21 protein-coding genes are annotated in these 26,720 nt (G+C 35.6%); 7 read left to right on the top strand and 14 right to left on the bottom strand.

The window, feature by feature from the left end; genetic code table 11:
* From J3U19_RS11175 to parE, 10 genes are all read right to left on the bottom strand, one after another.
* The coding region (locus J3U19_RS11175; protein WP_010312103.1) for a GTP-binding protein at positions 1-85 on the bottom strand (85 nt) is incomplete at its 3' end.
* A 69-nt stretch (positions 86-154) separates the two neighbouring features.
* On the bottom strand, positions 155-2,257 hold the full coding sequence (gene fusA / locus J3U19_RS11180) for an elongation factor G (protein WP_267342091.1): 2,103 nt from the start codon (positions 2,255-2,257) through the stop codon (positions 155-157).
* Positions 2,258-2,366: 109 nt separating this feature from the next.
* Positions 2,367-2,837: a 30S ribosomal protein S7 gene (gene rpsG / locus J3U19_RS11185; RefSeq protein WP_065737965.1), complete on the bottom strand. Its 471-nt coding sequence runs from the start codon at positions 2,835-2,837 to the stop codon at positions 2,367-2,369.
* A gap of 100 nt (positions 2,838-2,937) precedes the next feature.
* Positions 2,938-3,312 carry a 30S ribosomal protein S12 gene (gene rpsL, locus J3U19_RS11190; RefSeq protein ID WP_025316630.1) on the bottom strand — a complete coding sequence of 125 codons (375 nt, stop codon included), beginning with the start codon at positions 3,310-3,312 and terminating at the stop codon, positions 2,938-2,940.
* Between the two features lie 882 nt (positions 3,313-4,194).
* Complete coding sequence (locus J3U19_RS11195; RefSeq protein ID WP_267342086.1) at positions 4,195-5,505, bottom strand: NCS2 family permease; 1,311 nt, start codon at positions 5,503-5,505, stop codon at positions 4,195-4,197.
* Between the two features lie 199 nt (positions 5,506-5,704).
* Complete coding sequence (locus tag J3U19_RS11200) at positions 5,705-7,279, bottom strand: TerC family protein (RefSeq protein ID WP_416380258.1); 1,575 nt, start codon at positions 7,277-7,279, stop codon at positions 5,705-5,707.
* 143 nt (positions 7,280-7,422) lie between these two features.
* Complete coding sequence (locus tag J3U19_RS11205) at positions 7,423-8,868, bottom strand: TrkH family potassium uptake protein (protein ID WP_267342095.1); 1,446 nt, start codon at positions 8,866-8,868, stop codon at positions 7,423-7,425.
* Positions 8,869-8,882: 14 nt separating this feature from the next.
* Positions 8,883-9,734, bottom strand: a complete 852-nt coding sequence (djlA, locus tag J3U19_RS11210; protein WP_267342084.1) for a co-chaperone DjlA — start codon at positions 9,732-9,734, stop codon at positions 8,883-8,885.
* Between the two features lie 4 nt (positions 9,735-9,738).
* A complete protein-coding gene (parC, locus tag J3U19_RS11215) occupies positions 9,739-11,964 on the bottom strand; it encodes a DNA topoisomerase IV subunit A (protein WP_267346339.1) in 2,226 nt (741 codons plus the stop codon).
* Between the two features lie 27 nt (positions 11,965-11,991).
* Entirely contained in the window at positions 11,992-13,881 is a 1,890-nt protein-coding gene (gene parE / locus J3U19_RS11220) for a DNA topoisomerase IV subunit B (protein ID WP_267342081.1), read from the bottom strand.
* A gap of 238 nt (positions 13,882-14,119) precedes the next feature.
* On the opposite strand from parE, the gene J3U19_RS11225 reads away from it, so the two are divergent.
* The 5 genes from J3U19_RS11225 (at position 14,120) to ubiA (ending at position 19,630) form a co-directional block, all read left to right on the top strand.
* Entirely contained in the window at positions 14,120-16,573 is a 2,454-nt protein-coding gene (locus J3U19_RS11225) for a DMSO/selenate family reductase complex A subunit (protein ID WP_267342079.1), read from the top strand.
* Between the two features lie 19 nt (positions 16,574-16,592).
* Positions 16,593-17,207, top strand: a complete 615-nt coding sequence (locus J3U19_RS11230; protein ID WP_267342077.1) for a DMSO/selenate family reductase complex B subunit — start codon at positions 16,593-16,595, stop codon at positions 17,205-17,207.
* Between the two features lies 1 nt (position 17,208).
* Entirely contained in the window at positions 17,209-18,048 is an 840-nt protein-coding gene (locus J3U19_RS11235) for a dimethyl sulfoxide reductase anchor subunit family protein (protein WP_267342076.1), read from the top strand.
* A 53-nt stretch (positions 18,049-18,101) separates the two neighbouring features.
* The gene (locus J3U19_RS11240; protein WP_267342075.1) at positions 18,102-18,671 is read left to right on the top strand and encodes a TorD/DmsD family molecular chaperone; all 570 of its coding nucleotides are present in this window, start codon (positions 18,102-18,104) and stop codon (positions 18,669-18,671) included.
* A 128-nt stretch (positions 18,672-18,799) separates the two neighbouring features.
* On the top strand, positions 18,800-19,630 hold the full coding sequence (gene ubiA, locus J3U19_RS11245; RefSeq protein ID WP_267346340.1) for a 4-hydroxybenzoate octaprenyltransferase: 831 nt from the start codon (positions 18,800-18,802) through the stop codon (positions 19,628-19,630).
* 770 nt (positions 19,631-20,400) lie between these two features.
* Here ubiA and folP read toward each other — a convergent pair.
* The 3 genes from folP to rlmE all read right to left on the bottom strand — a co-directional run bounded on the left by folP (position 20,401) and on the right by rlmE (position 23,927).
* Positions 20,401-21,237: a dihydropteroate synthase gene (folP, locus tag J3U19_RS11250; protein ID WP_267342072.1), complete on the bottom strand. Its 837-nt coding sequence runs from the start codon at positions 21,235-21,237 to the stop codon at positions 20,401-20,403.
* A 104-nt stretch (positions 21,238-21,341) separates the two neighbouring features.
* Entirely contained in the window at positions 21,342-23,225 is a 1,884-nt protein-coding gene (gene ftsH / locus J3U19_RS11255; RefSeq protein ID WP_416380259.1) for an ATP-dependent zinc metalloprotease FtsH, read from the bottom strand.
* A 75-nt stretch (positions 23,226-23,300) separates the two neighbouring features.
* Positions 23,301-23,927 (bottom strand): 23S rRNA (uridine(2552)-2'-O)-methyltransferase RlmE, encoded by a 627-nt coding sequence (gene rlmE / locus J3U19_RS11260; protein WP_267342071.1) that lies wholly within the window; start codon positions 23,925-23,927, stop codon positions 23,301-23,303.
* Positions 23,928-24,025: 98 nt separating this feature from the next.
* Between rlmE and yhbY the strand changes: the two genes are divergently transcribed.
* On the top strand, positions 24,026-24,319 hold the full coding sequence (gene yhbY, locus J3U19_RS11265) for a ribosome assembly RNA-binding protein YhbY (RefSeq protein WP_267342069.1): 294 nt from the start codon (positions 24,026-24,028) through the stop codon (positions 24,317-24,319).
* A gap of 40 nt (positions 24,320-24,359) precedes the next feature.
* Here the strand turns inward: yhbY and greA are convergent, their stop codons facing one another.
* Positions 24,360-24,836 (bottom strand): transcription elongation factor GreA, encoded by a 477-nt coding sequence (greA, locus tag J3U19_RS11270; protein ID WP_065559646.1) that lies wholly within the window; start codon positions 24,834-24,836, stop codon positions 24,360-24,362.
* 386 nt (positions 24,837-25,222) lie between these two features.
* Here greA and J3U19_RS11275 point away from each other — a divergent pair, with 386 nt between their 5' ends.
* On the top strand, positions 25,223-26,683 hold the full coding sequence (locus J3U19_RS11275) for a hypothetical protein (protein ID WP_267346341.1): 1,461 nt from the start codon (positions 25,223-25,225) through the stop codon (positions 26,681-26,683).
* Positions 26,684-26,720 lie beyond the last annotated feature (37 nt).

Consider the following 26,720-nt stretch of genomic DNA (forward strand, 5'->3'; position numbering starts at 1 on the left):
TTAAAGTTGTTTTACCATGGTCAACGTGGCCGATTGTACCAACGTTAACGTGGGGTTTTGTACGTTCAAATTTTTCTTTAGACATCTTAATGTTCCTTTATTAAATCACTTCCCTTCTCAATAAAAGGGAAGTGTTACTTTATTTATATAAAAATTATTTCGCTTTACGAGCTTCTATAATTGCTGTAGCAATATTTGTTGGTGCTTCATTGTACTTTAAGAATTCCATAGAGTAAGAAGCACGGCCTTGTGTTTGAGAACGAAGATCTGTTGCATAACCAAACATTTCTGAAAGTGGAACTTGTGCTTTAACTGTTTTACCAGTAGCTGTATCGTCCATTCCTTCGATCATACCACGACGACGGTTTAAATCACCAATTACGTCACCCATATAATCTTCTGGAGTTTCAACTTCTACTTTCATAATTGGTTCTAAAAGCACTGGTTTTGCTTTCATGAAGCCTTCTTTAAATGCCATTGAACCAGCAATTTTAAATGCCATTTCTGATGAGTCAACATCATGGTAAGAACCATCAAAGATAGTGACTTCAACATCAACAATTGGGTAACCAGCAAGAACACCATTTTTCATTTGTTCTTGACAGCCTTTATCAACTGCAGGAATGTATTCTTTAGGAACTACACCACCAACAATTTCATTATTGAATTTGTAGCCTTCGCCACCAGCTTCCAATGGTTTGATTTTTAACCATACATGACCATATTGACCACGACCACCAGATTGACGAACAAATTTACCTTCTTGTTCAACTTCATTACGAATGGTTTCACGGTAAGCAACTTGTGGTTTACCAACATTTGCTTCCACTTTGAATTCACGTTTCATACGGTCAACGATGATTTCTAAGTGAAGCTCACCCATACCAGAAATAATGGTTTGACCTGATTCTTCATCTGTATGAACACGGAATGAAGGGTCTTCTTGTGCTAGTCGACCTAAAGCAAGTCCCATTTTTTCTTGGTCAGCTTTGGTTTTTGGTTCTACTGCAACTGAGATTACCGGTTCAGGGAATTCCATTCTTTCAAGAATGATTGGTGCGCTTTCAGCACAAAGAGTATCACCAGTAGTCACATCTTTAAGACCGATTGCGGCAGCAATGTCACCCGCGCGAACTTCTTTAATTTCTTCACGTTTGTTAGCGTGCATCTGAACGATACGACCAAAACGTTCTTTTTTGTCTTTAACAGAGTTAAGAACAGTATCACCTGAGTTTACAACACCTGAGTAAACACGGAAGAATGTTAAGTTACCAACAAATGGGTCAGTTGCAATTTTGAATGCTAATGATGAGAATGGTTCATCATCACTTGAATGACGTTCAGCTGCTTCACCATTTGCTAATTCACCTTTAATTGCAGGTACATCAGTTGGTGCAGGTAGATATTCAATAACTGCATCGAGCATGAATTGAACACCTTTATTTTTAAATGCACTACCACAAGTAACTAAGATGATTTCATTAGCAAGTACGCGTTCACGTAATGCAGCTTTAACTTCTTCTTCAGTTAACTCTTCACCGCCAAGGTATTTTTCCATTAACTCTTCACTTGCTTCTGCTGCAGCTTCAATTAAGTAAGCACGCCATTCTTCGACTTGCTCAACCATGTCAGCAGGCACATCTTCATAAGTGAATGTTACGCCTTGATCAGCATCATTCCAGTTAATTGCTTTACGTTTAAGTAAATCAACTACACCAGTAAAGCCTTCTTCAGCACCGATAGGTAAAACTAAAGGAACAGGTACCGCGGCTAAACGAGTTTTGATTTGATCAACAACACGTAAGAAGTTAGCACCCATACGGTCCATTTTGTTTACGAAAGCAATACGTGGAACTTTATATTTGTTTGCTTGACGCCATACTGTTTCTGATTGAGGTTGAACACCACCAACCGCACAGTAAACCATTACTGCACCATCAAGAACACGCATAGAACGTTCTACTTCGATGGTGAAATCAACGTGTCCAGGGGTGTCGATAATGTTGATACGGTGTGGTTCAAATTGTTGACCCATACCAGACCAGAATGCAGTTGTTGCAGCAGAAGTGATAGTAATACCACGTTCTTGTTCTTGTTCCATCCAGTCCATGGTAGCTGCGCCATCATGAACTTCACCAATTTTGTGACTTACACCAGTATAAAACAAAATACGTTCAGTTGTTGTTGTTTTACCTGCGTCAATATGTGCACTAATACCAATATTGCGGTAGCGTACTATAGGGGTTGTACGAGCCATATTAATCCTCTACTTAGAATCGTTTGCTTAATAAAATATCATTTAGGTTGACTGACAGTCGGTAGAGACTGTCAGCCTAATTCTCAACCATGTAATTGAATGGTGAAAATTACCAACGATAATGTGCAAACGCTTTGTTAGCTTCAGCCATACGATGAACATCTTCGCGTTTTTTCACAGCGGTACCTTTGTTTTCAAAAGCATCCATAAGTTCATTCGCTAGGCGCAAAGCCATTGATTTATCGCCACGTTTACGTGCCGCATCTACAATCCAACGCATTGCAAGTGCATTACGACGAACAGGGCGCACTTCAACAGGAACTTGGTATGTAGAACCACCAACGCGACGAGACTTAACTTCTAGAGTTGGTCTTACGTTATCTAATGCAACTTCGAAAGCTGCTAAGTGGTCTTTTCCACTACGCTCAGCTAATTTATCAAGAGCTGAATATACGATTGATTCTGCGATAGATTTTTTACCATCTATCATTAAAATATTTACAAATTTCGCCAGCAAATCTGAACCGAATTTCGGATCAGGTAAAATTTTTCTTTGACCAGCAACATGACGACGTGGCATTGGAATACTCCGTTTATATGTTATAAATTTTTCAGGTTTACCCAAAACTCAACTGAGTTAAATGGAATTATTTAGTTTGGCCTTACTTAACGGAGTCCCATTAAGCTTTAGGTCGTTTCACACCGTATTTAGAACGGCTTTGTTTACGATCTTTAACACCTGCGCAGTCTAATGCACCGCGAACAGTATGATAACGAACACCAGGTAAATCTTTAACACGACCACCGCGGATTAAAATCACACTGTGTTCTTGTAAGTTGTGACCTTCACCACCGATATATGAAGTTACTTCAAAACCGTTGGTTAAACGTACACGGCATACTTTACGTAATGCTGAGTTTGGTTTTTTCGGTGTAGTAGTGTAAACACGTGTACAAACACCGCGTTTTTGCGGGCATGCTTCAAGAGCAGGAACGTTACTTTTTACTTCCTTAAGTGCTCTAGGTTTGCGTACCAGCTGATTAATTGTTGCCATTAATAAGCTCCTGATTAATTAAAATAAATTTAAAATTGCTTTTTAGATACGTAATTAATAACTGTAGACCAAAAACTATGTATATAAGTTTTGGGTCGCAAGATTCTAGACCTCAACAGCCATAATGTCAAGTATTACCACAAGTTCTTTGCCTGTTTCAATTAAATTTTATTAGTATTAAGTAGAAATAATAAAAAAGTTTTAATTTTATTTTGTTACCCTTTTTGTGGATGAAATGCATCTGTTACAATTTATACTTATTTTGATGTTACTATGTTTGTTTAATGGTTATAAAGGTAGTGAAAAGTTAATTCGAGCTAATCGTATTTTTTGCAAAAGTGATCTGTTTTATTCAATGTCGGTTAACATTATATGATTGTACTCAAATTACGTTAAAAAACAGTAATAGTATACTGGTTATGAACATATTATTTAATGCCTAATAATGATGAATAGTGAAGAATGAATTACATAAAGTTGTTTTATTATTTAATGTAAATAATATCTACGATCGATACATTTTTAGGAGTATTGCTAAAATTAATTAATATTTACTGGAATATTTATATCTCTGAAACTGAATCTTAGGTATTTAATTATGAATCGGTCCAATTGCGTTTTTGCATTTAATAATATTGTGGTCTCTGAATCAGCTATGTTGGATGCAAATTACCTGATGATTTTTGATCGAAAATAATTTTGTGTAATGATACATTGGCAAAATGTTAAATATTGATAATTCAGATTTTTTAACCTAATTTGAATTTCAAATTTAGAATAACTGGTTAAAATCCCACTAATAAGTTCAATGAACAGCAAGCTAGGTGAGGATAACCGATTGGATTATTTCTACCGTTACAAAACGGTAGAAATAAAATTGAATTAATGATGATCAATGAAGATAAATTTTAAAGCAAATAATAGGGCAAAAATAATAACACATAAGTTGAGTTCTTTAAATTTACCTGTACAGGTTTTTAATACGACATAAGAGATAAAACCAAGGGCAACTCCTTCTGTAATAGCAAAGGCAAATGGCATCATTAAGGCAGTAATAAATGCTGGTGTTGCATCGGTTAAATCTGACCAATTGACTTTAACTAAGCTTGAAACCATTAAGATTCCAACAAAAATAAGCGCACCTGAAGTAGCATAACTTGGCACAAGATGAGCTAATGGTGATAAAAAGGTCATCATTAAAAATAAGAGTCCAACAATCACAGCGGTTAAGCCTGTACGACCACCAACAGAGATACCTGAAGAGCTTTCAATATAGGTCAATACAGATGACGTACCAAATAAGCCACCTAATGATGAGCTAAAACTATCAATTAATAACGCTTGACGCATTTTTGGAAAGCGGCCTTTTTCATCACAAATACCAGCTTTATCGGTTAATGCCAAAATGGTTCCAGACGAATCAAATAAGCTGACAATCATAATCGAGAAGATAACACCCATAATACCGATGTTAAAAGAACCAGCAAGGTCAACATGACCGACAACAGATGTTACACTTGGTGGGATGGATGCTATACCTTGATAACTAATATTTGGATCTAACCAAAGTGCCAATATCGTGACAACAAAAATTGAAATAAGTACTGCAGCATGAAAGTTACGAGCAGCTAAAATTATAATAATAAAAAAACCCAATGAACCGAGTAATACTTTTAGCGATAAAATATTCCCCATGGTCAATAGTGTTGTTGGCGAAGAAACGACAATGCCCATATTTTGAAAGCCCATAAAAGCAATAAATAATCCGATACCTGCACTAATACCTATGCGTAAGCATGGTGGAATGTGTTCAATTAACCAATGGCGAACTTTAAATAATGATAATGCAAAAAATACAAGTGATCCCCAAAATATCGCTCCCATACCTATTTGCCATGAGTAACCCATTGCGCCACATATTCCATAAGCAAAAAAGACGTTAAGTCCCATGGCTGGAGCTAAAGCGATGGGTAAATTGGCAAATAAACCCATTAAAATAGTGGCACAGGCTGTAACGACGCAAGTTAATACAAACACAGCAGACGTATCCATACCGGATGCAGATAAAATGGAAGGATTGACGAAGATGATATAGACCATGGTAAGAAAAGTGGTGCAACCAGCGATAATTTCAGTACCGACAGTTGTTTTTTTTTCTTTCAATTGAAATATTTTTTCGAATATTGAATTCATAAGTTAAAGCCCAATTTTGGTTGTCAAGAATGAACGTATTTCACGTTGTACTATTTATTTTTTACCAAAAGGAAAAAATAAAAAAGATGAGGCGTTATTACTCCACATCTTTTAAAAAGAAATTTTACCGCATAATTATTGCTTGTTATTTATTTAGGTCAAGCGTTATTCTACTCCGCGCAATGCGCTAGGCAGTGTTCTACTCAGATACAGCATCAAGTTTATTCAAAGTAATTTTGACTTTAAGAATACGGTGACTTTCTATCTCGGCAATTTCGAATAGATAATCGCCAATTTGAATTGTCTCACCAACATTAAGTAAATGTTGAGCTTTTTCCATGAGCAGTCCTGCCAGAGTATGATATTCGCGTTTATCGTCAATAGGAATTGGCACAAAACGAACTAATTCTTCAACAGGGATGTAGCCATTAGCAATCCAGCTATGATCATCTACACATTGAATATCATGTTTAGCATCAATTTCCTCCTCCTCTGTTGGAAAATCACCTGCAATGGTTTCAATAATGTCTGTCACAGAGACAATACCTTGCATTGAACCAAATTCATCCACTACAAATGCAAAGTGAGTTTTAGCCTTTTTAAATTGATCTAGCGCAACTAATAAAGATACCGTCTCAGGGAAGATAAGTGGCTGTTTTATCAGTGAATGAATATCAATGGGTTTTTTGCTTTGGATCATATCTTTTAATAGATCGTTTACTTGAATAATACCTAATGGTTCATCAATTGAGGCATTATCAGTGACAACTAAACGTGAATGTGGATTATCAAAAATCTCTTTTAATATGATTTCACGGTCATCATTAATATTTACCATATCAACATCTAATCGTGATGTCATAACGCTACTGACCGAGCGTTGAGCTAGACCCAGTACCCGTTCGACCATGTTCAATTCTTGGTGATTAAATACGGAGGCTTTTTTGTTATTATCTGATATCACATCAATAGTGTGAGTTTCAGGATCTTCTTCTGCATCACCTTTAAGTAAATGCAAAACAGCTTCGGCGGTACGTTCACGTAATGGTTTTTTATTTAATATTTTACGACGATTAAAAATAGCCAATTGATTGAAAAACTCAATCATAATTGAGAAGCCAATCGCTGCATACAAATAACCTTTAGGAATAACAAATCCTAGCCCTTCTGCAACTAAACTAAAACCAATCATCAGTAAAAAGCTTAAGCAAAGAATGACAATAGTTGGATGTGAGTTGACAAAATGAGCTAAAGGTCTACTGGCAACCATCATAATGCCAATAGCAATACAAACCGCAATAATCATTACTGGAATATGTTCAACCATACCTACAGCGGTTATTACTGAGTCTAAAGAAAATACGGCATCAAGTACCACGATTTGGGCAACAACTGTCCAAAAATGTGAAGTTTTTTTTGGTTTTCCTTCTTCATGGGCAGAGCCTTCAAGGCGTTCATTGAGTTCCATCGTTGCTTTGAAAAGCAAAAATATCCCTCCAATAAACATAATTAATTGACGAGCATTGAAAGTAATACCAAATTTTGAAAATAATGGCGTGTTAAGAGTAACTAACCAACCCGTTATCATTAATAATAAAATTCGGGTAATTAATGCAAATGCAAGACCAGTTATACGGGCCTTATCTCGTTGATGTGACGGAAGTTTCTCGGCAAGAATGGCTATAAAAACAATATTATCAATACCAAGGACGATTTCAAGTACAACCAGAGTGGATAAACCAATCCAGATTGTAGGATCCATGATCCATTCCATATGTCAGGTGATTACCTCTAGTGATCACAGCACATGCTGCCGTGTAATTCTGGCTGTAATTGACTAAATAATCAATAAAATATTTATAAAAATTGTTTATTTTGTCAAAAAGTTTGAGGTTAACTATACGTTTCAGTATAAAATTAGCTTCGCCAGAAAGTAGGTGTAAATAAAACAAGTAAAGTAAATATTTCTAATCGACCAAATAACATATCAACTATCATGACCCATTTAACCATATCGCTAACACTAGCAAAATTATCACTTACACTGCCAAGACCAATACCTAAATTATTGAGTGAAGATGCTACAATATAGAAAGAATCAGATGCCGCAATACCTGTTGCCATAATGATAAATAAGCTGAGTAGAAAGACTAAAGCATATGCCGAGAAAAATCCCCAAACAGCTTCAATAATTCGTTCTGGTACAACACGATTGTTGAGTTTCAATGTATAGATAGCATTGGGATGAATAAGGCGTTTTAGCTCTCGCGAACCTTGCATAAATAGTAATAATGTCCGAACTACTTTCAAACCACCACCAGTAGAACCTGCACATCCACCAATAAATGATGCGCATAGTAAAAAAAGAGGAAGTAATGACGGCCAGGTATTGATATCATCAATAGTAAATCCTGCTGTGGCTGCGACAGAGACAACTTGTAATATAATTTTGTCTATACTTAATTTGTGTTTTATTTGATAAAAATAAACTCCACATGCACAAATCACAATTAAAATAAGTAAAATAAAGATAAAAGTTCTAAATTCTTGGTCTCGCCAGTATACTTTAATCGATAATCCATTTAATGCAGCAAAATGTAATGCGAAATTACAGCCCGATAAAATTAAAAAAATAGTAATAATATAGTTGATGGTAGCGCTGTTAAAATAAGCAAGATTATCATCGTGAGTAGAAAATCCACCCATTGATATGGTTGAGAAACTGTGTGAAACCGCATCAAAAATATTCATTCCAGCAGCCCATAAGCAAATTGCACAGAGCGTTGTGAGTAAAATATAAATTGACCAAAGTGTTTTTGCCGTTTCGGCAATACGTGGACGCATTTTACTGTCTTTTTGTGGACCAGGGATTTCGGCCCGATAAAGTTGCATGCCCCCAACACCCAATAATGGTAAGATTGCAACCGCTAAAACAATAATACCCATACCCCCCAACCATTGTAATAATTGTCGATAGAAAAGTAGGGCTTTAGGTAGATGATCAAGATGTACAATTGTTGTTGCACCTGTCGTCGTTAGGCTGGAAAACGATTCGAAAAATGCTGTGGTTAAATTTAAATTAATATGGGTATCAAAAATAAAGGGAAATGCTCCTATTGTACCGAGTACAACCCAAAATAAAACGACGATAAAGAAACCTTCTCGAGTATTGAGCTCATGACGTTGGTGACGATTGGGTAACCATAGTAAACAGCCTAATATTAATGCTGCGAAAAAGGAACGAACAAATATGGCACCTGCGCCATCACGATAGATTAAGGCAATCAACGCTGGTAGTAACATGAATATTGACAATAGTGCAATTAATAAACCTATGATTCTAAGAATTGAGCGCCAGTGCATCATATGGATCGTCTCTATTTAAAACCACGAGAGGCTTTGATTAAATCATAAGCTGCTTGAATTTCTTGTGCGCGTTTTTTAGCCGCTTCAAGCATCTCTTTTGGTAAACCTTTAGATACTAACTTGTCAGGATGATGTTCATTCATCAATTTACGATAAGCTCTTTTTATTGTAGCAATATCGGCAGATGGTTCAACGCCTAGAATTTTATAAGCATTCTGTAAATTTAGTTGTGAAGAGTTGTTTTGATAACCACTATAGCGATGATTACTATTTTCTCGATATTGATTATTCTGTTCGTGTTGGTAGTTATAATTCTGTTGATGAAAATGATAACTCCCCATCATCATTTGTATGTAAACTGCCATTTGATGATGAGGAATATTGAATTCCTCGGCTACGATAAAGAGTATTTGTGACTCTTTGTCATCTAAATGACCATCGATTAGTGCTGCCTGGATAAGCTGCTCACAGAAAATATTTAATACATTACGTCGATAACGATATTGATTATATAACTCTCTTAAACGTTCCCTAAGTGGATAATCACTTGCTTTACCACGATTAAAGGAGTCTTGAGCAAGTTGACGACTATTGCTATCTAGCTGCAATTGGGTCATAAATCTACGTGCCAAATTAATATCATCTTGCGTAACAACGCCTTTAGCTTTACTTAAATGACCAAGTACTTCAAAAACTACGGTTAAGTAAAGTCTTGGGTTTCCTTTTGGTCCTTGTTCGGTTAACTTATTACAAAACGCATGGTAAAGTTTTGGGCCAATAAATAACCCAAGTAAAAACCCCCAATTTGATTTTAATATAATGCTTAAAACAAAGCCTGTAATTATCGCCCAAATAAAAGACATATTATTAAATTACCTCAATTCGATCTATTTTTTGTAATCCACGTGGTAAAGCTGTTCCTTTACGTGCACGTTCCGATTTATATTTTTCTAAATCAGCTGGATTAAGCGTAAGTTTGCGTTTACCAACATATAAGGTTAAGGATGTATCTGGTGTGATTAATTGTATGTAAGCAAGGCGGTCATCTGCACCTGATAATGATATGATTTTGTTGCCTTTACCTTTTGCAAGCTCAGGTAAATCTTTTACAGGGAAGATGAGCATTCGTCCTGCTTGAGTAATGGATAATAATAAGCTATCTTCAGATAGAATTTCAATTGGCGCTAGCACTTTAGCTTCATTTGATAAATTGATGATCGCTTTACCATTACGATTTCGAGTAACTAAATCACTGAATTTACAAATAAAACCATAACCAGCGCTAGAGGCTAATAAGAATTTTTTATTTTCATTAGTGGACATTAATATATGTTCAATTATTGCTCCAGCAGGAAGTGCTAGTTTACCCGTTATTGGTTCACCTTGTCCGCGTGCTGATGGTAGTGTATTTGGTTCAATAGCATAACTTCGACCAGTCGAATCAATGAATACTACTGGTTGATTGCTTTTACCTTTGGCCGCAACTTTAAAACTATCGCCAGCTTTATAACTTAAACCAACAGGATCGATATCATGTCCTTTTGCTGATCTAACCCAGCCCATTTCAGATAACACAATGGTGATAGGTTCTGATGGTATGAGTTCTTGTTCTGTAATGGCTTTTGCTTCACTTCGCTCAACGATAGGTGAACGGCGCTCGTCACCATATTTTTCGGCATCTTGTTGAAGCTCTTTTTTAATTAAATGATTTAATTTTCGTGGTGAAGCTAATAATGCTTGTAATTGATCTCGTTCTTTAGCAAGTTCATTTTGTTCGCCTTTAATGCGCACTTCTTCCAATTTGGCTAAATGACGAAGTTTTAGTTCTAAAATAGCTTCAGCTTGAATCTCGGACAGGGCAAAGCGATGCATCAACTCAGCTTTTGGATCTTCCTCATTACGAATAATTTCAATCACTTCGTCAATATTCAAGAAAGCAATTAATAGACCATCTAAAATATAGAGTCGTTTTAATACTTTATCTAAACGATAATTTAATCGACGTATGACTGTTGTTCGGCGGTATTCCAGCCATTCAGTGAGAATTTCAAGCAAACCTTTTACTGATGGGCGATTATCTAGCCCAATCATGTTCATGTTGACTCGATAGCTTTTTTCAAGATCGGTAGTGGCAAAAAGGTGATTCATTACTTGTTCTAAATCAACACGATTAGAACGAGAAACGAGGACCAGTCGAGTTGGATTTTCGTGATCAGACTCATCGCGTAAATCTTCTATTAACGGCAATTTTTTAGCGCGCATTTGCGAAGCAATTTGCTCTAAAATTTTTGCCCCGGAAACTTGATGTGGTAGATCGGTAATAACAATATCACTGTCTTCTTTTTTCCATACTGCACGCATGCGAATTGAACCACGACCCGTTTTATATATTTTAGCAATATCGTCAGGCGAAGTTATAATTTCGGCTTCGGTCGGGAAGTCTGGTCCTTGAATGTGAGCCATTACTTCACTTAAAGTTGCATTTGGGTTATCGGCTAACATAATAGCGGCGTTTGCCACTTCACGAATATTATGTGGTGGAATGTCCGTTGCCATACCAACAGCGATCCCCGTGGTACCATTTAATAAAATATTGGGTAATCGAGCCGGTAACATTTTAGGTTCTTGCAAAGTACCATCAAAATTAGGCGTGTAATCGACAGTACCTTGTCCTAATTCACCTAATAATAATTCAGCATATTTTGATAAACGTGATTCGGTGTAACGCATAGCTGCAAAGGATTTGGGATCATCTGGTGCCCCCCAGTTCCCTTGTCCATCAACCAATGGATAACGGTAAGAAAATGGCTGCGCCATTAACACCATCGCTTCATAACATGCACTATCACCATGCGGGTGATATTTACCGAGCACATCACCCACAGTACGTGCTGATTTTTTAAATTTTGCTTGAGCATTTAACCCTAATTCTGACATGGCATAAACAATACGTCGCTGCACGGGTTTTAGACCGTCACCAATAAAAGGTAATGCGCGATCCATAATGACATACATTGAGTAGTTTAAATAAGCACTTTCTGTAAATGTACGTAGTGACTGGATTTCTACTCCGTCATGAGTCATATCACTCATTATTGTTCCTCTAAATCATTCTTTATGTTAGACATCAAGTTCGACTTGATCACCTTTTTCTTGTAACCATTCACGGCGATCTTCTGAACGTTTTTTGGCAAGTAGCATATCCATTAATGCCATGGTCTCTTCTGTATTATCAAGTGACAACTGAACTAATCGGCGGGTATTCGGATCCATCGTTGTTTCACGGAGTTGCAGTGGATTCATTTCACCCAACCCTTTGAAACGTTGTACATTTGGTTTGCCTTTTTTGCGTTTTAGTTGATCTAAAATACCTTCTTTTTCTTCTTCATCTAAAGCGTAATGGACTTCTTTGCCAAGATCAATACGATAAAGCGGTGGCATTGCTACAAAGACATGACCACGTTCAACCATAACACGAAAATGACGAACGAATAGCGCACAAAGTAAAGTGGCAATATGTAATCCATCAGAGTCAGCATCGGCTAAAATACAAATTTTACCATAACGTAATTGGCTTAAATCATCACTATCTGGGTCGATACCAATAGCCACTGAAATGTCATGGATTTCCTGCGAACCTAAGACTTCGTCAGATGAAACTTCCCAAGTATTTAATATTTTACCTTTTAACGGCATGATAGCTTGATACTCACGATCTCGCGCCTGTTTAGCTGATCCTCCCGCAGAATCCCCTTCGACTAGAAATAGTTCCGTACGGCTTAAGTCTTGTGAGGAACAATCTGCTAATTTACCTGGAAGAGCAGGACCGCTAGTAAGCTTTTTACGAATAACTTTTTTTGATGCTCTTAAACGTTTTTGGGCACTGGTAATGACCAGTTCTGCCAATGATTCAGCGATCTGTACATTTTGATTTAACCATAAACTGAAGGCATCTTTAACAACAGCAGATACAAATGCTGCGCTTTGTCTTGATGATAGGCGCTCTTTAGTTTGCCCGGCAAACTGTGGTTCTTGCATTTTTACCGATAATACATATGCACAACGTTCCCAAATATCATCAGCAGTAAGTTTTAAACCCCGCGGTAATAGGTTTCGAAATTCGCAAAAATCTCGCATAGCATCAAGTAATCCTTGGCGTAAACCATTAACATGCGTACCGCCTTGTACGGTCGGAATTAAGTTAACGTAACTTTCTGTTAAAAGTTCGCCGCCTTCTGGCAACCAAAGTAAAGCCCATTCGACCGCTTCTGTTTCACCCGTATGATTACCAGTAAATGGCTCCTCTGGTAATAGTGTGTAACCACTAACAGACTCCATTAAATAATCTTTTAAGCCGTCTTGATAGCACCAGCGTTGTTCGGTATTGTTAATTTTATCTTTAAAGATAATTTCCAAACCTGGACAAAGTACAGCTTTAGCTTTTAGTAGATGAGACAATCGTGGTACTGAAAATCTTGGTGAGTCAAAATATTTTTCATCAGGCCAAAAACGAACCTTGGTTCCAGTATTACGGCGTCCACACATACCAGTAACATGCAGATCTTCTACTTTATCACCATTTTCGAAAGCGATTTGATACACTTGCCCATCTCGATTAACGGTAACTTCTACTCGTTTGGATAAAGCATTAACCACTGAAATACCTACACCATGCAAACCACCAGAGAACTGATAGTTTTTGTTTGAGAATTTTCCTCCAGCATGTAAACGGCAAAGTAGTAGCTCAATGGCTGGCACACCTTCTTCAGGGTGAATATCAACGGGCATTCCACGTCCATCATCAATGACCTCAAGTGAATTATCTTCATAAAGAGTGACTTTCACTTGACGAGCATGCCCCGCAATAGCTTCATCGACACTATTATCAATGACTTCTTGCCCTAAATGATTTGGGCGAGCAGTGTCAGTATACATTCCTGGGCGATGTCGGACAGGATCGAGGCCCTTTAAGACTTCAATATCGACGGCATTATAAGTAGATTGTGACATAGCGTTTCTAGTTCATTCAAATAAATGGAGAGTATTATACCAATCTTTCTTTAAGATGCATGATATTAAATTTATAATGAAATACAAATAGCGTTTTATTATGTTGAATGAGTTGATAATAATTCTTATTCAATTAATTTATTTGAAATTAATCATGATTTATACTGTTTATACCATTTTAATATTCCATCAATAGTATTATGATAAATAAATTCCACATAAAAATTAAGGGAATTCAATGAGCAAGTCAGAAAACAATAAAATGAGTCGACGTGATTTTTTACAAAAATCGATGGCAATTGGAAGCATTGCAGCTTTGGCAAGTAATATGCAAATGCCTTTTGTTTACGCCAAGTCGGATAAAAATACCAGTGACAATGAAATTCCTAACCCTACTAACCAAGAAAAAATTTTTTATAGTGCCTGTTTAGTTAATTGTGGAAGCCGTTGTCCACTAAAAGTCCATGTTAAAAACGATATTATCACTAAAATTTCTGCTGAGGATGGTGTTAATGATCCTGTCTTTGGTCAGCATCAAATTCGCCCTTGTTTACGTGGGAGAGCCGTTCGTTGGCGTACTTATGATCCTGATCGTTTAAAATATCCAATGCTACGCGTTGGTAAACGTGGTGAGGGTAAATTTAAGCGAATTTCATGGGAAGAGGCTATCAGTTTATTAGCGGATAAATTAAAATATACGATTGATAAGTATGGTAATGAGGCTATTTATTATCAATATGGTACAGGTACAACAGGCGCAAATATCCCTGGACGTAATGCCTGTAAGCGGTTTTTAAATACTATTGGCGGTTTTTTGAATTACCATGGTGATTATTCAAGTGGACAAATAACAGCAATTAAACCTTATCTTTATGGTAATGCTAACGAATCTTTGTTAGACCAAATAAAACATTCTGATTTGGTTGTGATGTTTGGTCAAAATATTGCTGAAACTCGAATGTCCGGTGGTGGGCAGGTTACGGAGTTATTCAATGCGTTATCACAAAGTAAGGCAAGAGTTATTATTATCGATCCACGGCATAGTGAAAGCGTAGTTGGTTATGATGCTGAATGGATCCCAATTATCCCAGGTACCGATGCCGCATTAGTTGCTGCAATTGGTTATACTTTACTTGAAGAAGATCGTATTGATGATGAAATGCTCAATCGATACTGTGTTGGTTGGAACGCCGATTCATTACCTGATACGGCACCTCCTTTTAGCGATTTTAAATCTTATATTCTTGGGTTAGGCGATGATAGGACACCGAAGACACCTGAATGGGCTGCTCAAAAAACAGGAATTCCAGCAAATCAGATTCGAAAATTAGCAATCGATATTGTCAGTGCTAAGGCTGCATGGATTTCTCAAGGTTGGGGTCCTCAACGTTGGCAGAATGGTGAGCACACTACAAGAGCAATTATGATATTACCTATTATTACTGGTCAATTTGGTAAGCTAGGAACAAATATAGGAACTTGGGGAGGTAGTGTAACTTATCCAGTTCCAGGTTTAAGTCTTGTGAACCCAGTTAAAACCAGTATTCCATTTTTTTTATGGACTAAAGCCATTGATGATCCATTTAGTATGACGGCCACAAATGCTTATATAAAAGGTAAAGATAAATTAGATGTAGGCATTAAATTTATCTGGAGTTATGCAAGTAATGTTATTGGTAACCAGCATGCTGATCTCAATCGGACTCACCAAATTTTACAAGATGAATCAAAATGTGAGTTTATTTTAGTCTGGGACACACATATGACCGCATCGGCTAAGTATGCCGATTTACTATTACCAGATGTGTCTTCGGTCGAAAGTAATGATTTGATTAATAATTCTTATGCATCAGGTGCTTATCATTACGTTATTCGTATGCAACGAGCAATTAAGCCGCTTTGGGAAAATCGTTCATCATATGATGTGTTAACAGATTTATCGGAAAAGATGGGAGTAAAAGATAAATTCACGCAAGGTCGTAGTCAGGATGAGTGGATAGAGTATTGTTATGAGAAACTTCGAAAACAATATCCTAATTTACCTAGCTTTGATGAAACTGATGGTATAGGAGTGATTGATCGTAAGTTAGCTAATAGCGATACACAAGTTGCTTTACAAACATTCAGAGATGATCCTCTTAAAAATCCATTAAATACGCCATCAGGAAAAATTGAAATTTATTCTGAAGCATTGGCCAAAATTGCCAGTGAATGGGATTTTGATGAAGATGATAAACTTTATCCAATCCCAGCTTATTTACCCGCTATTGAAGGAAGTGAAGATAGACAGCAGAAACAAAAATATCCATTACAATTAATTGGTTTTCATATTAAAGGTCATTGTCATTCAAGTTATAGTAATTTACCGCAGTTACGAGAAGCTGTGGCGAGCAGTATTTGGATTAATCCATTTGATGCAGAGCAAAGACAGATTAAGCATGGACAATTAGTTGAGGTTTATAATGATCGTGGTCGATTGTATATTTCTGCTAAAGTCACACCACGTATATTGCCAGGTGTGATTGCGATTCCCCAAGGTTTGTGGGCAAAAACTAATGCAGAAGGTATAGATATTGGTGGTTGTGTTAATCGTTTAACTTCAATGCGTCCATCAGTTCTAGCTAAATCCAATCCACAACATACTAACTTGGTTGACATTAAACCATTGTCAGTTATGTCAACAGCATCGTAATTAAAGGGAGATGCATGAAATGCAATATGGATTCTATATTAACTCTTCTAAATGTACGGGCTGTAAAACCTGTCAATTGAGCTGTAAAGATGAGAAGGATAACTCTTTAGGCATCCATTTTCGTCGTGTGTATGAATATGGTGGTGGTGAATGGCAACAAGTTGATGGTCTTTGGCAAAATAATACTTTTACTTATTATTTGTCGATTTCTTGTAATCACTGTGATCAACCGACTTGTGTATATGGGTGTCCAACGGGTGCAATGCATAAACGTGAGGAAGATGGTTTAGTTGTGGTGAATCAAGATGTTTGTATTGGTTGTCGATACTGCGAAATGCGTTGTCCTTATGGTGCACCACAATTCGATCACCAAAAAAAAGTAATGTCTAAATGTGATGGGTGTTATGAGCGTGTATCTGAAGGATTAAAGCCTGTATGTGTTGAATCATGTCCACAACGAGCTTTAGACTTTGATGAAATTGGTAAGTTGCGTGAGCAATATGGTGATGAACGTAATATTGCACCATTACCAAATTCACAACTGACTAATCCTAATATTGTCATAAAACCACATGCACAATCTAAAGCATCTGGTGATACACAAGGTAAAGTACTCAATCCGGAGGAGGTCTAAAATGCATGAATTACCACTGGTATTTTTTACCATATTTGGGCAACTATCTGCTGGAATGGTGCTTTTAAGCGGTTTAAATTATTTATTGAATCGATCATCCCATAATGTGTTAATTATCGAAAAAATTAATTTAGTAGCCCTAATTTTTATGGCATTAGGTATGTTACTGGCGTCATTCCACTTAGGTAAGCCTTTACGTGCTTTGAATGTGATTTTCGGTATTGGTCGTTCACCAATGAGTAATGAGATTTTTACCTTTGGATTATTATTTGGTGTGACATTGGGTTGGGTAATACTTGCTTACTTTTCTCATCATAATAATTCAAATCGGTGGGAATTGATTAACGCTCTATGCCAGCGCATTAATCAAATTCCACATATTGGCAAAATTCTTGCTGTATTGTTAGTGATCTTAAGTTTAATTTTTGTGTGGACAATTGTGTTAACTTACATGTTGCCGACGGTTAAAACTTGGGGTTCTTACTATACGGTAATTCAAATGTATACCGCAATGTTGGTATTGGGTGGGAGTATGGTTGTCATGTTCGGATTCTATCGAACAGGGAGTATTGCCTTTTTTATTGGTGTTTTGTTAATACTGTTATTAAAGATTCCTTATATTAACTTAATGGTCGAAATCGCGCCTCAATTAGCTTATGATCAGTATCATTGGTTTGCACTACAGTGTGGATTATTGTTGGTAGCTCTAATTTTGGTGGGCTTAAATAGTTGGCGAAACAAAAAAATAACTATGATTTATCTAGTTGGTTTTTTATGCACTTTAGTTGCTGAACTTTGTGAACGCATGGCCTTTTATAATTTATGGACAATACCATTATAATTATCAAAAATATTATCAATTAGCGATAATATCTGAATATGAGAATAAGTAATTTGGATAATCTAACTTTAGTCACATTAGCAAAACTATTGGGTGCATTTTTCTATTATTCCCCCAATAGCGAGACAGTTAGGCCATTGATTGATGGGCTACTGCATATAGATAATTTGGCAAACTGGTCAGATTATAAATTAATTAATGAACAGTGCCAAATATTAGCTAATCAAATACAAACACCTGATCTTGATTTTCAGTTTTCAGTGTTATTTGAAGGGCAGGGTAATATGCCTGTCCCTCCTTGGGGTTCAGTTTATCTTGATCAAGAAAAATTATTAATGGGAGAATCTCAAGAGCGTTACCGTCAATTTTTACAACAAAATGGTCTAACGCTTAATAGTGGTATGAATGAACCAGAAGATCAATTTGGGTTAATGTTAATGGCTTTCGCTATATTAGTTGAAAAAAAACAATTCGTGGTGGCAAAGCAATTAATGACTGATCATTTATTGCTATGGAGTTCAACTTATTTAAATCATTTAAAACAAAACGAAATTAGTTTATTTTATCAAGCCTTGGCTGTGATTACTGAACAGTATTTACAGATGTTATTAACGAGTATTTAATTAAATCTGTTCTAACCAACTGAAAATTCAATTTTGTGCAAACAGTAATTTTATACATTATACCTAGCGTTGCAGCTTTTAGGATTAACGTTATAATTCTCCAATAATTTATTCGGATAACTTTATTTATGCTAGCTTATTTACAACTGATGCGATTAGATCGTCCAATTGGTACATTGCTGTTATTATGGCCAACTTTTTGGGCTATTTGGCTTGCTACCAATTATCCTCCTATTTATATCATCGTTGTCTTTACTTTAGGTGTGCTGGTCATGCGTTCAGCTGGATGTGTGGTTAATGATTATGCTGATAGGCATTTTGATGGTCATGTTGATCGTACTAAGAATCGTCCATTGGCGCGTGGGGTATTAACTGAAAAAAACGCATTGTGGACGTTATTACTATTATTAGTTGTGGCATTAGGTCTTTTGTTAACTTTAAACAAACTTTCATGGTTGATTGCTTGTTTAGCATTGTTAACGGCGATGGTTTATCCTTTTATGAAACGTTATACCCATTTTCCTCAAGTTATCTTAGGTATTGCCTTTAGTTGGAGTATTCCGATGGTATATGCAGCAACAATTGAAGAATTTCCATTAACGTGTTGGTTACTTTGTATTGCAAATATTTGTTGGACAGTTGCTTATGATACTGAGTATGCCATGGTTGATCGTAATGATGATATAAAAATTGGTATTAAGTCGACGGCAATTTTATTCGGTCGTTATGACAAGTTCATCATTGGAATGCTACAGACAATAATGATTATTAATTTATTGGCTATTGGTAAAATCAACCGGTTATCTGCTTTTTATTATTTTGGTCTATTTCTGACAATATTACTGTTTATCAATCAACAATGGTTGATTAAAGATCGTGACAGAACAAATTGTTTTAAAGCTTTTATGAATAATAACTATGTTGGTTTGGTCGTGTTTATCGGGATATTTTGCGCGTAAAAATGTATTGGTCATAACGTTATTATTAATTTTATAATAAAATAAGGAACAAAATAAATAATTTTAATATTAAAATAAGTTAAAAGCATTGAGGGTTTCTATCCAACGATTTTTTATATTGTTTGTTCATTTTTTATATTAAATAAGCCATAACGAATTTCAATTCTGTTGCTTTTTGACAAGATTGATTAATGGTATCCATTCATTCAAAGAATATTTACTAATATTCTCATAAAAAAACGTTTACCGGCACTAAATCAAAATCCAATAACACTCATTTTCTTGTTCAATAGATTTTTACTGTATTCTTTTTTTATATCCTATTGTTTTTTTATAATTAGAAAATTAATAAGATTATTTAAAATAAAGCACTTTTCAATCGAACCTAAAAATTTTAACTCATTTATTTTATTTGATATTCTTTATAAACTCTTTTCTACACTTCTTCATATTCTACATTACGTTAAAGATGAATTATCAATGAATTTCTTTGTAAGAAGGAAGGATTTGAAGTGAATGTAGCATTAGTGAGAACAAAATTAGTATGGGCAGTTACCAGTATTGATAGATAGGAAAAAGTAACACGAACTAATCTTACAATATGAGTAAATATCTTATACTAAATAATATTAGCTATTCTAAATTTATTGCTTACTTGATCATCAAAATTATTTTGAAGTAAAAACAATAACTCTAATATATCTAATTTAGAAAAATTTAAAAAAAGATATCAATAGATAATATTATTTATTGTGTATTTGGTTTCAAATTTATCCTTGTTCTACTAATGTTGCTTGCACAATCCTCAGTGCATCAAAGGTCTCTTTAACGTCATGAACACGAATAATTTGTGCTCCTTGCATAGCTGCTATTACAGCACAAGATATACTGCCTATCATGCGTTCTTGAGGGGCAACATTTAATACTTGTCCTATCATTGATTTACGTGACATTCCGACTAATAACGGTAAACCAAAATGGTGAAAACTGTTTAATTTAGCTAATAATCGATAGTTGTGTTGTAGCGTTTTACCAAAACCAAAACCTGGATCGAGAATGATTTTTTGACGTTCTATTCCAGCTTTCATACAACGATTAATGTGTTGGGTAAAAAATTGGTCCACTTCTTGGTAAATGTCTTGCTGATAATGTGGAGCATTTTGCATAGTTTTAGGATCGCCTTGCATATGCATGATACAAATTGGTAATTGTGTTTTTGCTGCCGCTTCGATAGCACCTGGCTCGGTAAGTGCTCGAATATCATTAATTAAATGAGCTCCAGCTTTTGCCGACTCAGTCATTACTTGTGGTTTAGAAGTATCGACTGATATCCAAATGTCAAAATAATGTGCAATTTTTTCAACCAAAGGTATAACACGATCTAACTCTTCTTCAACCGATACTTCAGCCGCTCCTGGGCGTGTTGATTCGCCACCTACATCAATAAAAGTCGCGCCAGCTTGAATCATATTGTCAACTCGGCGCATAGCATCATCAAGATTATTGTAATTACCCCCATCAGAAAATGAATCAGGCGTCATATTAACAATACCCATTACTTGTGGAAATGAAAGGTCCATTATCTGATTTTTAAATCGAATTTCCATAATTGTGCCTTATTTGATTGAATCTTAATAATCACGTTTTTAATTTATATTTTTTACTATGAAAAACGCGCCGTAGCGCGTTATATTTATACCTTTTGAACAAATTAACTTTCTGATTGAGGCGGTAGTGTGCTACTGCCTTCATTTGGAATTTTGTTAGCTGCTTTTTCATCACTTTCTGTCCAATCATCCGGCGTAGTAATTGGACGGCGGGCAATTAAATCTGCAACCTGTTTTGAGCCAATAGTTTCATATTTCATTAATGCATCTTTCATTGCATGAAGTACATCAATATTATCAGTTAATATTTGACGAGCTCGTTGGTAATTGCGATCGATTATGGCTTTGACCTCTTCATCAATGATTCGAGCTGTTTCATCTGAAATATCTTTAGGACGTCCATAAGCTGAATTTTCATCCATTTCATAAAATAATGGTCCTAAACGCTCAGAAAACCCCCACTGTGTTACCATTGCTCTCGCATATTGAGTTGCAACTTTAATATCATTTGATGCACCTGTTGATACTTTATCTGTACCATAAATTAACTCTTCTGCAAGTCGACCACCATACAGTGTTGCAATATCGCCTTCTAATTTTTCTCGACTCTCACTTACTCGGTCACCTTCAGGTAAAAAGAAAGTCACACCCAAAGCTCGTCCACGAGGAATAATGGTCACTTTATGAATAGGGTCATGATCAGGCATTAAATAGCCAATAATCGCATGCCCAGCTTCGTGATAAGCTGTTGAAACAAGTTGTTCTTGGGTCATGGTTAACGAACGTCTTTCTGTGCCCATATTGATTTTGTCTTTGGCTTCTTCAAATTCATCCATGGTGACAAGACGTTTATTACGTCGGGCAGCAAATAAAGCAGCTTCATTAACTAAATTAGCTAATTCTGCACCTGAATAACCTGGTGTGCCTCGCGCTAATACCGATAAATCCACATCAGGACCTAGTGGAATTTTACGTACATGGACAGCTAAAATTTGTTCGCGACCTTTCATATCAGGTAAACCAATTTGTACTTGTCGATCAAAACGACCAGGACGAAGTAAAGCTGGATCAAGTATATCTACTCGGTTAGTTGCAGCTATAATGATAATTCCACTGTTGGTTTCAAATCCATCCATTTCAACTAACATTTGATTTAATGTTTGTTCTCGTTCATCGTGACCACCCATAGAGCCAGCACCACGTTTACGTCCAACGGCATCAATTTCGTCGATAAAAATAATACAAGGGGCATGTTTACGTGCTTGATCAAATAGATCCCGTACACGGGAAGCGCCAACACCCACAAACATCTCAACAAAGTCAGAACCTGAAATACTAAAGAATGGTACATTGGCTTCGCCAGCTATAGCTTTTGCCAATAAAGTTTTACCCGTACCTGGAGGCCCAACCATTAAAATTCCTTTTGGAATTCGACCACCTAATTTTTGATATTTACCAGGGTCACGTAAGAAATCAACGACCTCAGTGACCTCCTGCTTAGCTTCTTCACTACCAGCAACATCGGCAAATTTGGTTTTGACCTGATCGGGGGTTAACATGCGAGCTTTACTTTTGCCGATCGACATTGGTCCACCTTTACCGCCTCCATTCATTTGGCGCATAACAAAGAACCAAAGACCAATAAATACCACCATTGGAAACCAAGAAATTAATATATTGGCTAATAAACTTGGTCTTTCATCTGGCTGGCCATATACTGCGACTTTATTGAGCACCAAATCATCCATTAATTTATCGTCATAATAAGGAATATAGGTAACATAATTTTCGTTACCGTTGGTTGTAGCAGTAATTTCACGTCCATTGATATGCACTTCTTTGAGCTTTTTGTTGGCAATATCAGAATTAAATTGGGTATAATTAACTTGAGGGAGGCTATTAGATATAGCGCTAAATTGGTTAAATACAGCAATTAGCACTATAGCGATTACTCCCCAAATCAGTAAATTCTTTACCATGTCGTTCAAAAGAAAAACCTCTCATAAAAATAATAGTTACGACCAAAATTAACGAAGTATGGTACTACAAAATTATTCAACTGGCTACTTCATACCCATTGCAACAATATAAACTTCTCGAGATCTTGCCCGAGAGGCTTCAGGTTTACGAATTTTGACTGTTTTAAACATCGATCGGACTTGTTTTAAGTACTCTTCAAATCCTTCACCTTGAAACACTTTTACAATGAAATTACCATTAGGTGCAAGCACATCTCTACACATATCAAGTGCAAGTTCGACTAAGTACATTGCTCTAGGTATATCAACTGCCGGTTGCCCACTCATATTTGGTGCCATATCAGACATAACAACTTGAACTTTTTCTTCGCCAACTCGTTCTAATAGCGCTTTCAATACAAGTTCATCTCTAAAATCACCCTGTAAAAAATCCACGCCAACGATTGGATCCATAGGTAGCAGATCACATGCAATAATGCGACCTTTATTACCAATCAGTGAGGCAACATATTGTGACCAACCACCAGGTGCTGCACCTAAATCAACTACGGTAATACCTGGTTTGAATAATTTATCACTTTTTTGAATTTCTTCTAGTTTGAACCATGCTCTTGAGCGCAGTCCTTTTTTTTGTGCTTGTTGCACAAATCGGTCATTAAAATGTTCATTGAGCCAACGCGTTGAACTTGCTGAGCGTTTTTTGTTACTCACAGATAATAAATCCTTAGTATAAGATGATTACTTCAATTGATTACTCATATATATAAGGGTAAAATAATAAAATTACAACTTAATGTGATAAAAAATTAATGAATTTATCGAATAAACAAAAACAGTATTTAAAAAGTGAAGCTCATCACCTTAAACCTATTGTGATGATTGGTGCTAATGGATTTACCGAGGGCGTTTTAGCAGAAATTGAAAATGCCCTGAATTTTCATGAATTAATCAAAATTAAAATATCCGCGGAAGATCGTGAAACTAAAAAGCTAATTTGTGATGCAATTATTCGCGAAACTAATGCGTTACCAGTGCAACAAGTAGGTTCTATCTTTACCATTTTTAGACCAAGTGATGAGAAGAAAATCTCATTACCTAAATAGAAATTATAACAGGGCGTATAAGCCCTGTTCATTTTTTTATTTAAATATATTCAACTTTCACAATATCAAATTCAACATCACCACCTGGTGTTTTTATTTGTACTGTATCACCATCTTCTTTACCTATTAAGCCTCTTGCTATTGGAGAGTTAACTGAAATAAGATTTTGTCTATAGTCCGCTTCATCATCACCAACGATACGATAGGTAGTTTCTTCATCAGTATCTACGTTGATTACTGTAACTGTTGCGCCGAAAATTATTCGTCCAGTATTTTTCACTTTAGTAATATCGATAATTTGGGCTTGTGATAATTTACCTTCGATTTCTTGAATACGCCCTTCGCAAAAACCCTGTTGTTCTCTTGCTGCGTGATATTCGGCATTTTCTTTTAAATCCCCGTGCGCTCTGGCTTCGGCAATGGCTGCTGTAATTTGCGGCCGTTTAACATTTTTCAGCTCTTCCAATTCCGCACGTAATAATTCTGCTCCCTTTACCGTCATTGGGATTTGTTTCATCTCTGTTTCTCCCGTTTTACTTATTAATAAATATAAATAACGATCCTATCATTGTATTAAAGCAGGAAAGTTATTTATTTTATTTGTTATTTTAAATACACCTATTTTTATATATTAACTTTAAAACTGATACAATCACAAATCATTTGTATCGAAATCAGATGCTATTTTGGTTAAAATGGGGTATCGTAATGTAATTATTAAATAATTTATTTTAGTGATTTAGTCTATTTATGCGGCGATTAAAACTTTTTATAATTATTTTTTTGACTATTGTTTGTTTTTTGGTTTTTTTGCCTTATTTTTTGCTACAGACATCATTTGGCGCAAAAATAGTTAGCCAACAATTGTCAAAATTAAGCTCTTATACTATATCAATTGATAATATGCATCACTCATTTGCAAATTTATATGAATTATCATTTGATAATGTCATTATTAAAGATGAAAAACAGGAACTAGTTAGAATTCCTAAATTAGTTATTGGGTTGGATAAAAATCACCTTTGGCAATTTAATCATTTTAAGTATATTACTGTTATAAATGGTGAAATTAATCATAATCAAGATATTAAATATGATAATTTTACAGCAGATACGTTAAAATTAGTTGATTCTATTGTTAATACTTCCTTTAATAATGGTAATGGGCAAATAAATTTATCTTTACAGCAGTTAAATGGTGGTATCAAACCATTTAGTTCATCCGGTGATATAAAATATCAGTTTGATTTAACCTCACAACACGTTTTACTTAATCAACTACCAATGGATAAAGTCCTTATTCAAGGATTTCATCGCGATAATATTACCTCTATTACTAACTTAGGTGGGAATTTTGATAAAGGTTTTTTTGTGAGTAAATTAAAAATATTATCAGATAATAGTTTGGATATTGAACAATTGAAAGTAAGCAATATTCATTTCCAAACAACGGATGATAATTATTTTGATAAATATCTTTCTGTCTTACCAAAATTAACGATTCGTCAGTTGTCAATTTTTGAAAGCAGTATCCAGTTGCCTTTTTTAATTATTGATAAAGGTAATTTTGAAACAGCTAACCTACGGTATGATGATCGATGGCACATTGAGGGCGGTTCTATTATTTTTAATGCTGATAGTGTTGTCTGGAATAATAATACGTTTTCCTCGGTATTACTTCAATTGGCTTTAAATGATCAGCAAGTTGATATCCCAAAAGCAATGGCAACTTGGAATAATGGTAATGTCAATTTTTCTGGTGTATGGAAGAATAACTCATTACATTTGAGTAAATTATTATTTTCGGGTGTTGATTATCAAATAACCGAAAAGTTAGAACATTTTTCATTGCCAGACGTCTTTAGTCAAGTTGTAATCGATGATTTAACCGTGTTACCAAGCATGTTAATTAATACTAATCCAACTTATCCATTTACATTAATAAATTTCGAGGCTTCTGGCTCTGATGTCATTTTAGTAAAAGATAAAAAATTAGGTTTATATTTTGGAACATTATTTTTAAAAGCTGAAAAAGGTACGATTAATCAGATCGATGTTAACTACCCTGATCTAGTGGTAAAATTTGATTCACAGTATAATACTTTATGGAATTTTAGTTCATTAGTGAGTGGTGGAATGGTTGAGGCTGTTGCCAAAGTTAATCCATCGCAAACCGAATTCTTATCATTACACCTCTCAGCATATGGTGTAAGCAGTTTACTTCTTGATGAGTGGAAATTAGTTCAGGAACCTCCTAGCGCGTTCAATTATCGTGCTGATTTACATGGTGATATTTCACCATTTGGTTTATCCGGTACATTTTTAACAAATGGCAATGAGTTTATTGTTAGTCCACAACATTGATTTTAAAAAAAGCAATCTTATATAATTTATAACAAGC

The sequence above is a fragment of the Gilliamella sp. B2828 genome, assembly GCF_026537125.1.
GTDB lineage: Bacteria > Pseudomonadota > Gammaproteobacteria > Enterobacterales > Orbaceae > Gilliamella.

Bases quoted from the DNA above. Each gene is read 5' to 3' on its own strand.
- J3U19_RS11235 (WP_267342076.1), top strand. From the start codon at position 17,209: ATGCATGAATTACCACTGGTATTTTTTACCATATTTGGGCAACTATCT.
- greA (WP_065559646.1), bottom strand. From the start codon at position 24,836: ATGAAACAAATCCCAATGACGGTAAAGGGAGCAGAATTATTACGTGCG.
- ubiA (WP_267346340.1), top strand. From the start codon at position 18,800: ATGCTAGCTTATTTACAACTGATGCGATTAGATCGTCCAATTGGTACA.
- J3U19_RS11230 (WP_267342077.1), top strand. From the start codon at position 16,593: ATGCAATATGGATTCTATATTAACTCTTCTAAATGTACGGGCTGTAAA.
- djlA (WP_267342084.1), bottom strand. From the start codon at position 9,734: ATGTCTTTTATTTGGGCGATAATTACAGGCTTTGTTTTAAGCATTATA.
- parC (WP_267346339.1), bottom strand. From the start codon at position 11,964: ATGAGTGATATGACTCATGACGGAGTAGAAATCCAGTCACTACGTACA.
- J3U19_RS11205 (WP_267342095.1), bottom strand. From the start codon at position 8,868: ATGCACTGGCGCTCAATTCTTAGAATCATAGGTTTATTAATTGCACTA.
- J3U19_RS11225 (WP_267342079.1), top strand. From the start codon at position 14,120: ATGAGCAAGTCAGAAAACAATAAAATGAGTCGACGTGATTTTTTACAA.
- J3U19_RS11195 (WP_267342086.1), bottom strand. From the start codon at position 5,505: ATGAATTCAATATTCGAAAAAATATTTCAATTGAAAGAAAAAAAAACA.
- J3U19_RS11275 (WP_267346341.1), top strand. From the start codon at position 25,223: ATGCATCACTCATTTGCAAATTTATATGAATTATCATTTGATAATGTC.
- rpsG (WP_065737965.1), bottom strand. From the start codon at position 2,837: ATGCCACGTCGTCATGTTGCTGGTCAAAGAAAAATTTTACCTGATCCG.
- rpsL (WP_025316630.1), bottom strand. From the start codon at position 3,312: ATGGCAACAATTAATCAGCTGGTACGCAAACCTAGAGCACTTAAGGAA.
- yhbY (WP_267342069.1), top strand. From the start codon at position 24,026: ATGAATTTATCGAATAAACAAAAACAGTATTTAAAAAGTGAAGCTCAT.
- folP (WP_267342072.1), bottom strand. From the start codon at position 21,237: ATGGAAATTCGATTTAAAAATCAGATAATGGACCTTTCATTTCCACAA.
- parE (WP_267342081.1), bottom strand. From the start codon at position 13,881: ATGTCACAATCTACTTATAATGCCGTCGATATTGAAGTCTTAAAGGGC.
- fusA (WP_267342091.1), bottom strand. From the start codon at position 2,257: ATGGCTCGTACAACCCCTATAGTACGCTACCGCAATATTGGTATTAGT.
- J3U19_RS11200 (WP_416380258.1), bottom strand. From the start codon at position 7,279: ATGGAATGGATCATGGATCCTACAATCTGGATTGGTTTATCCACTCTG.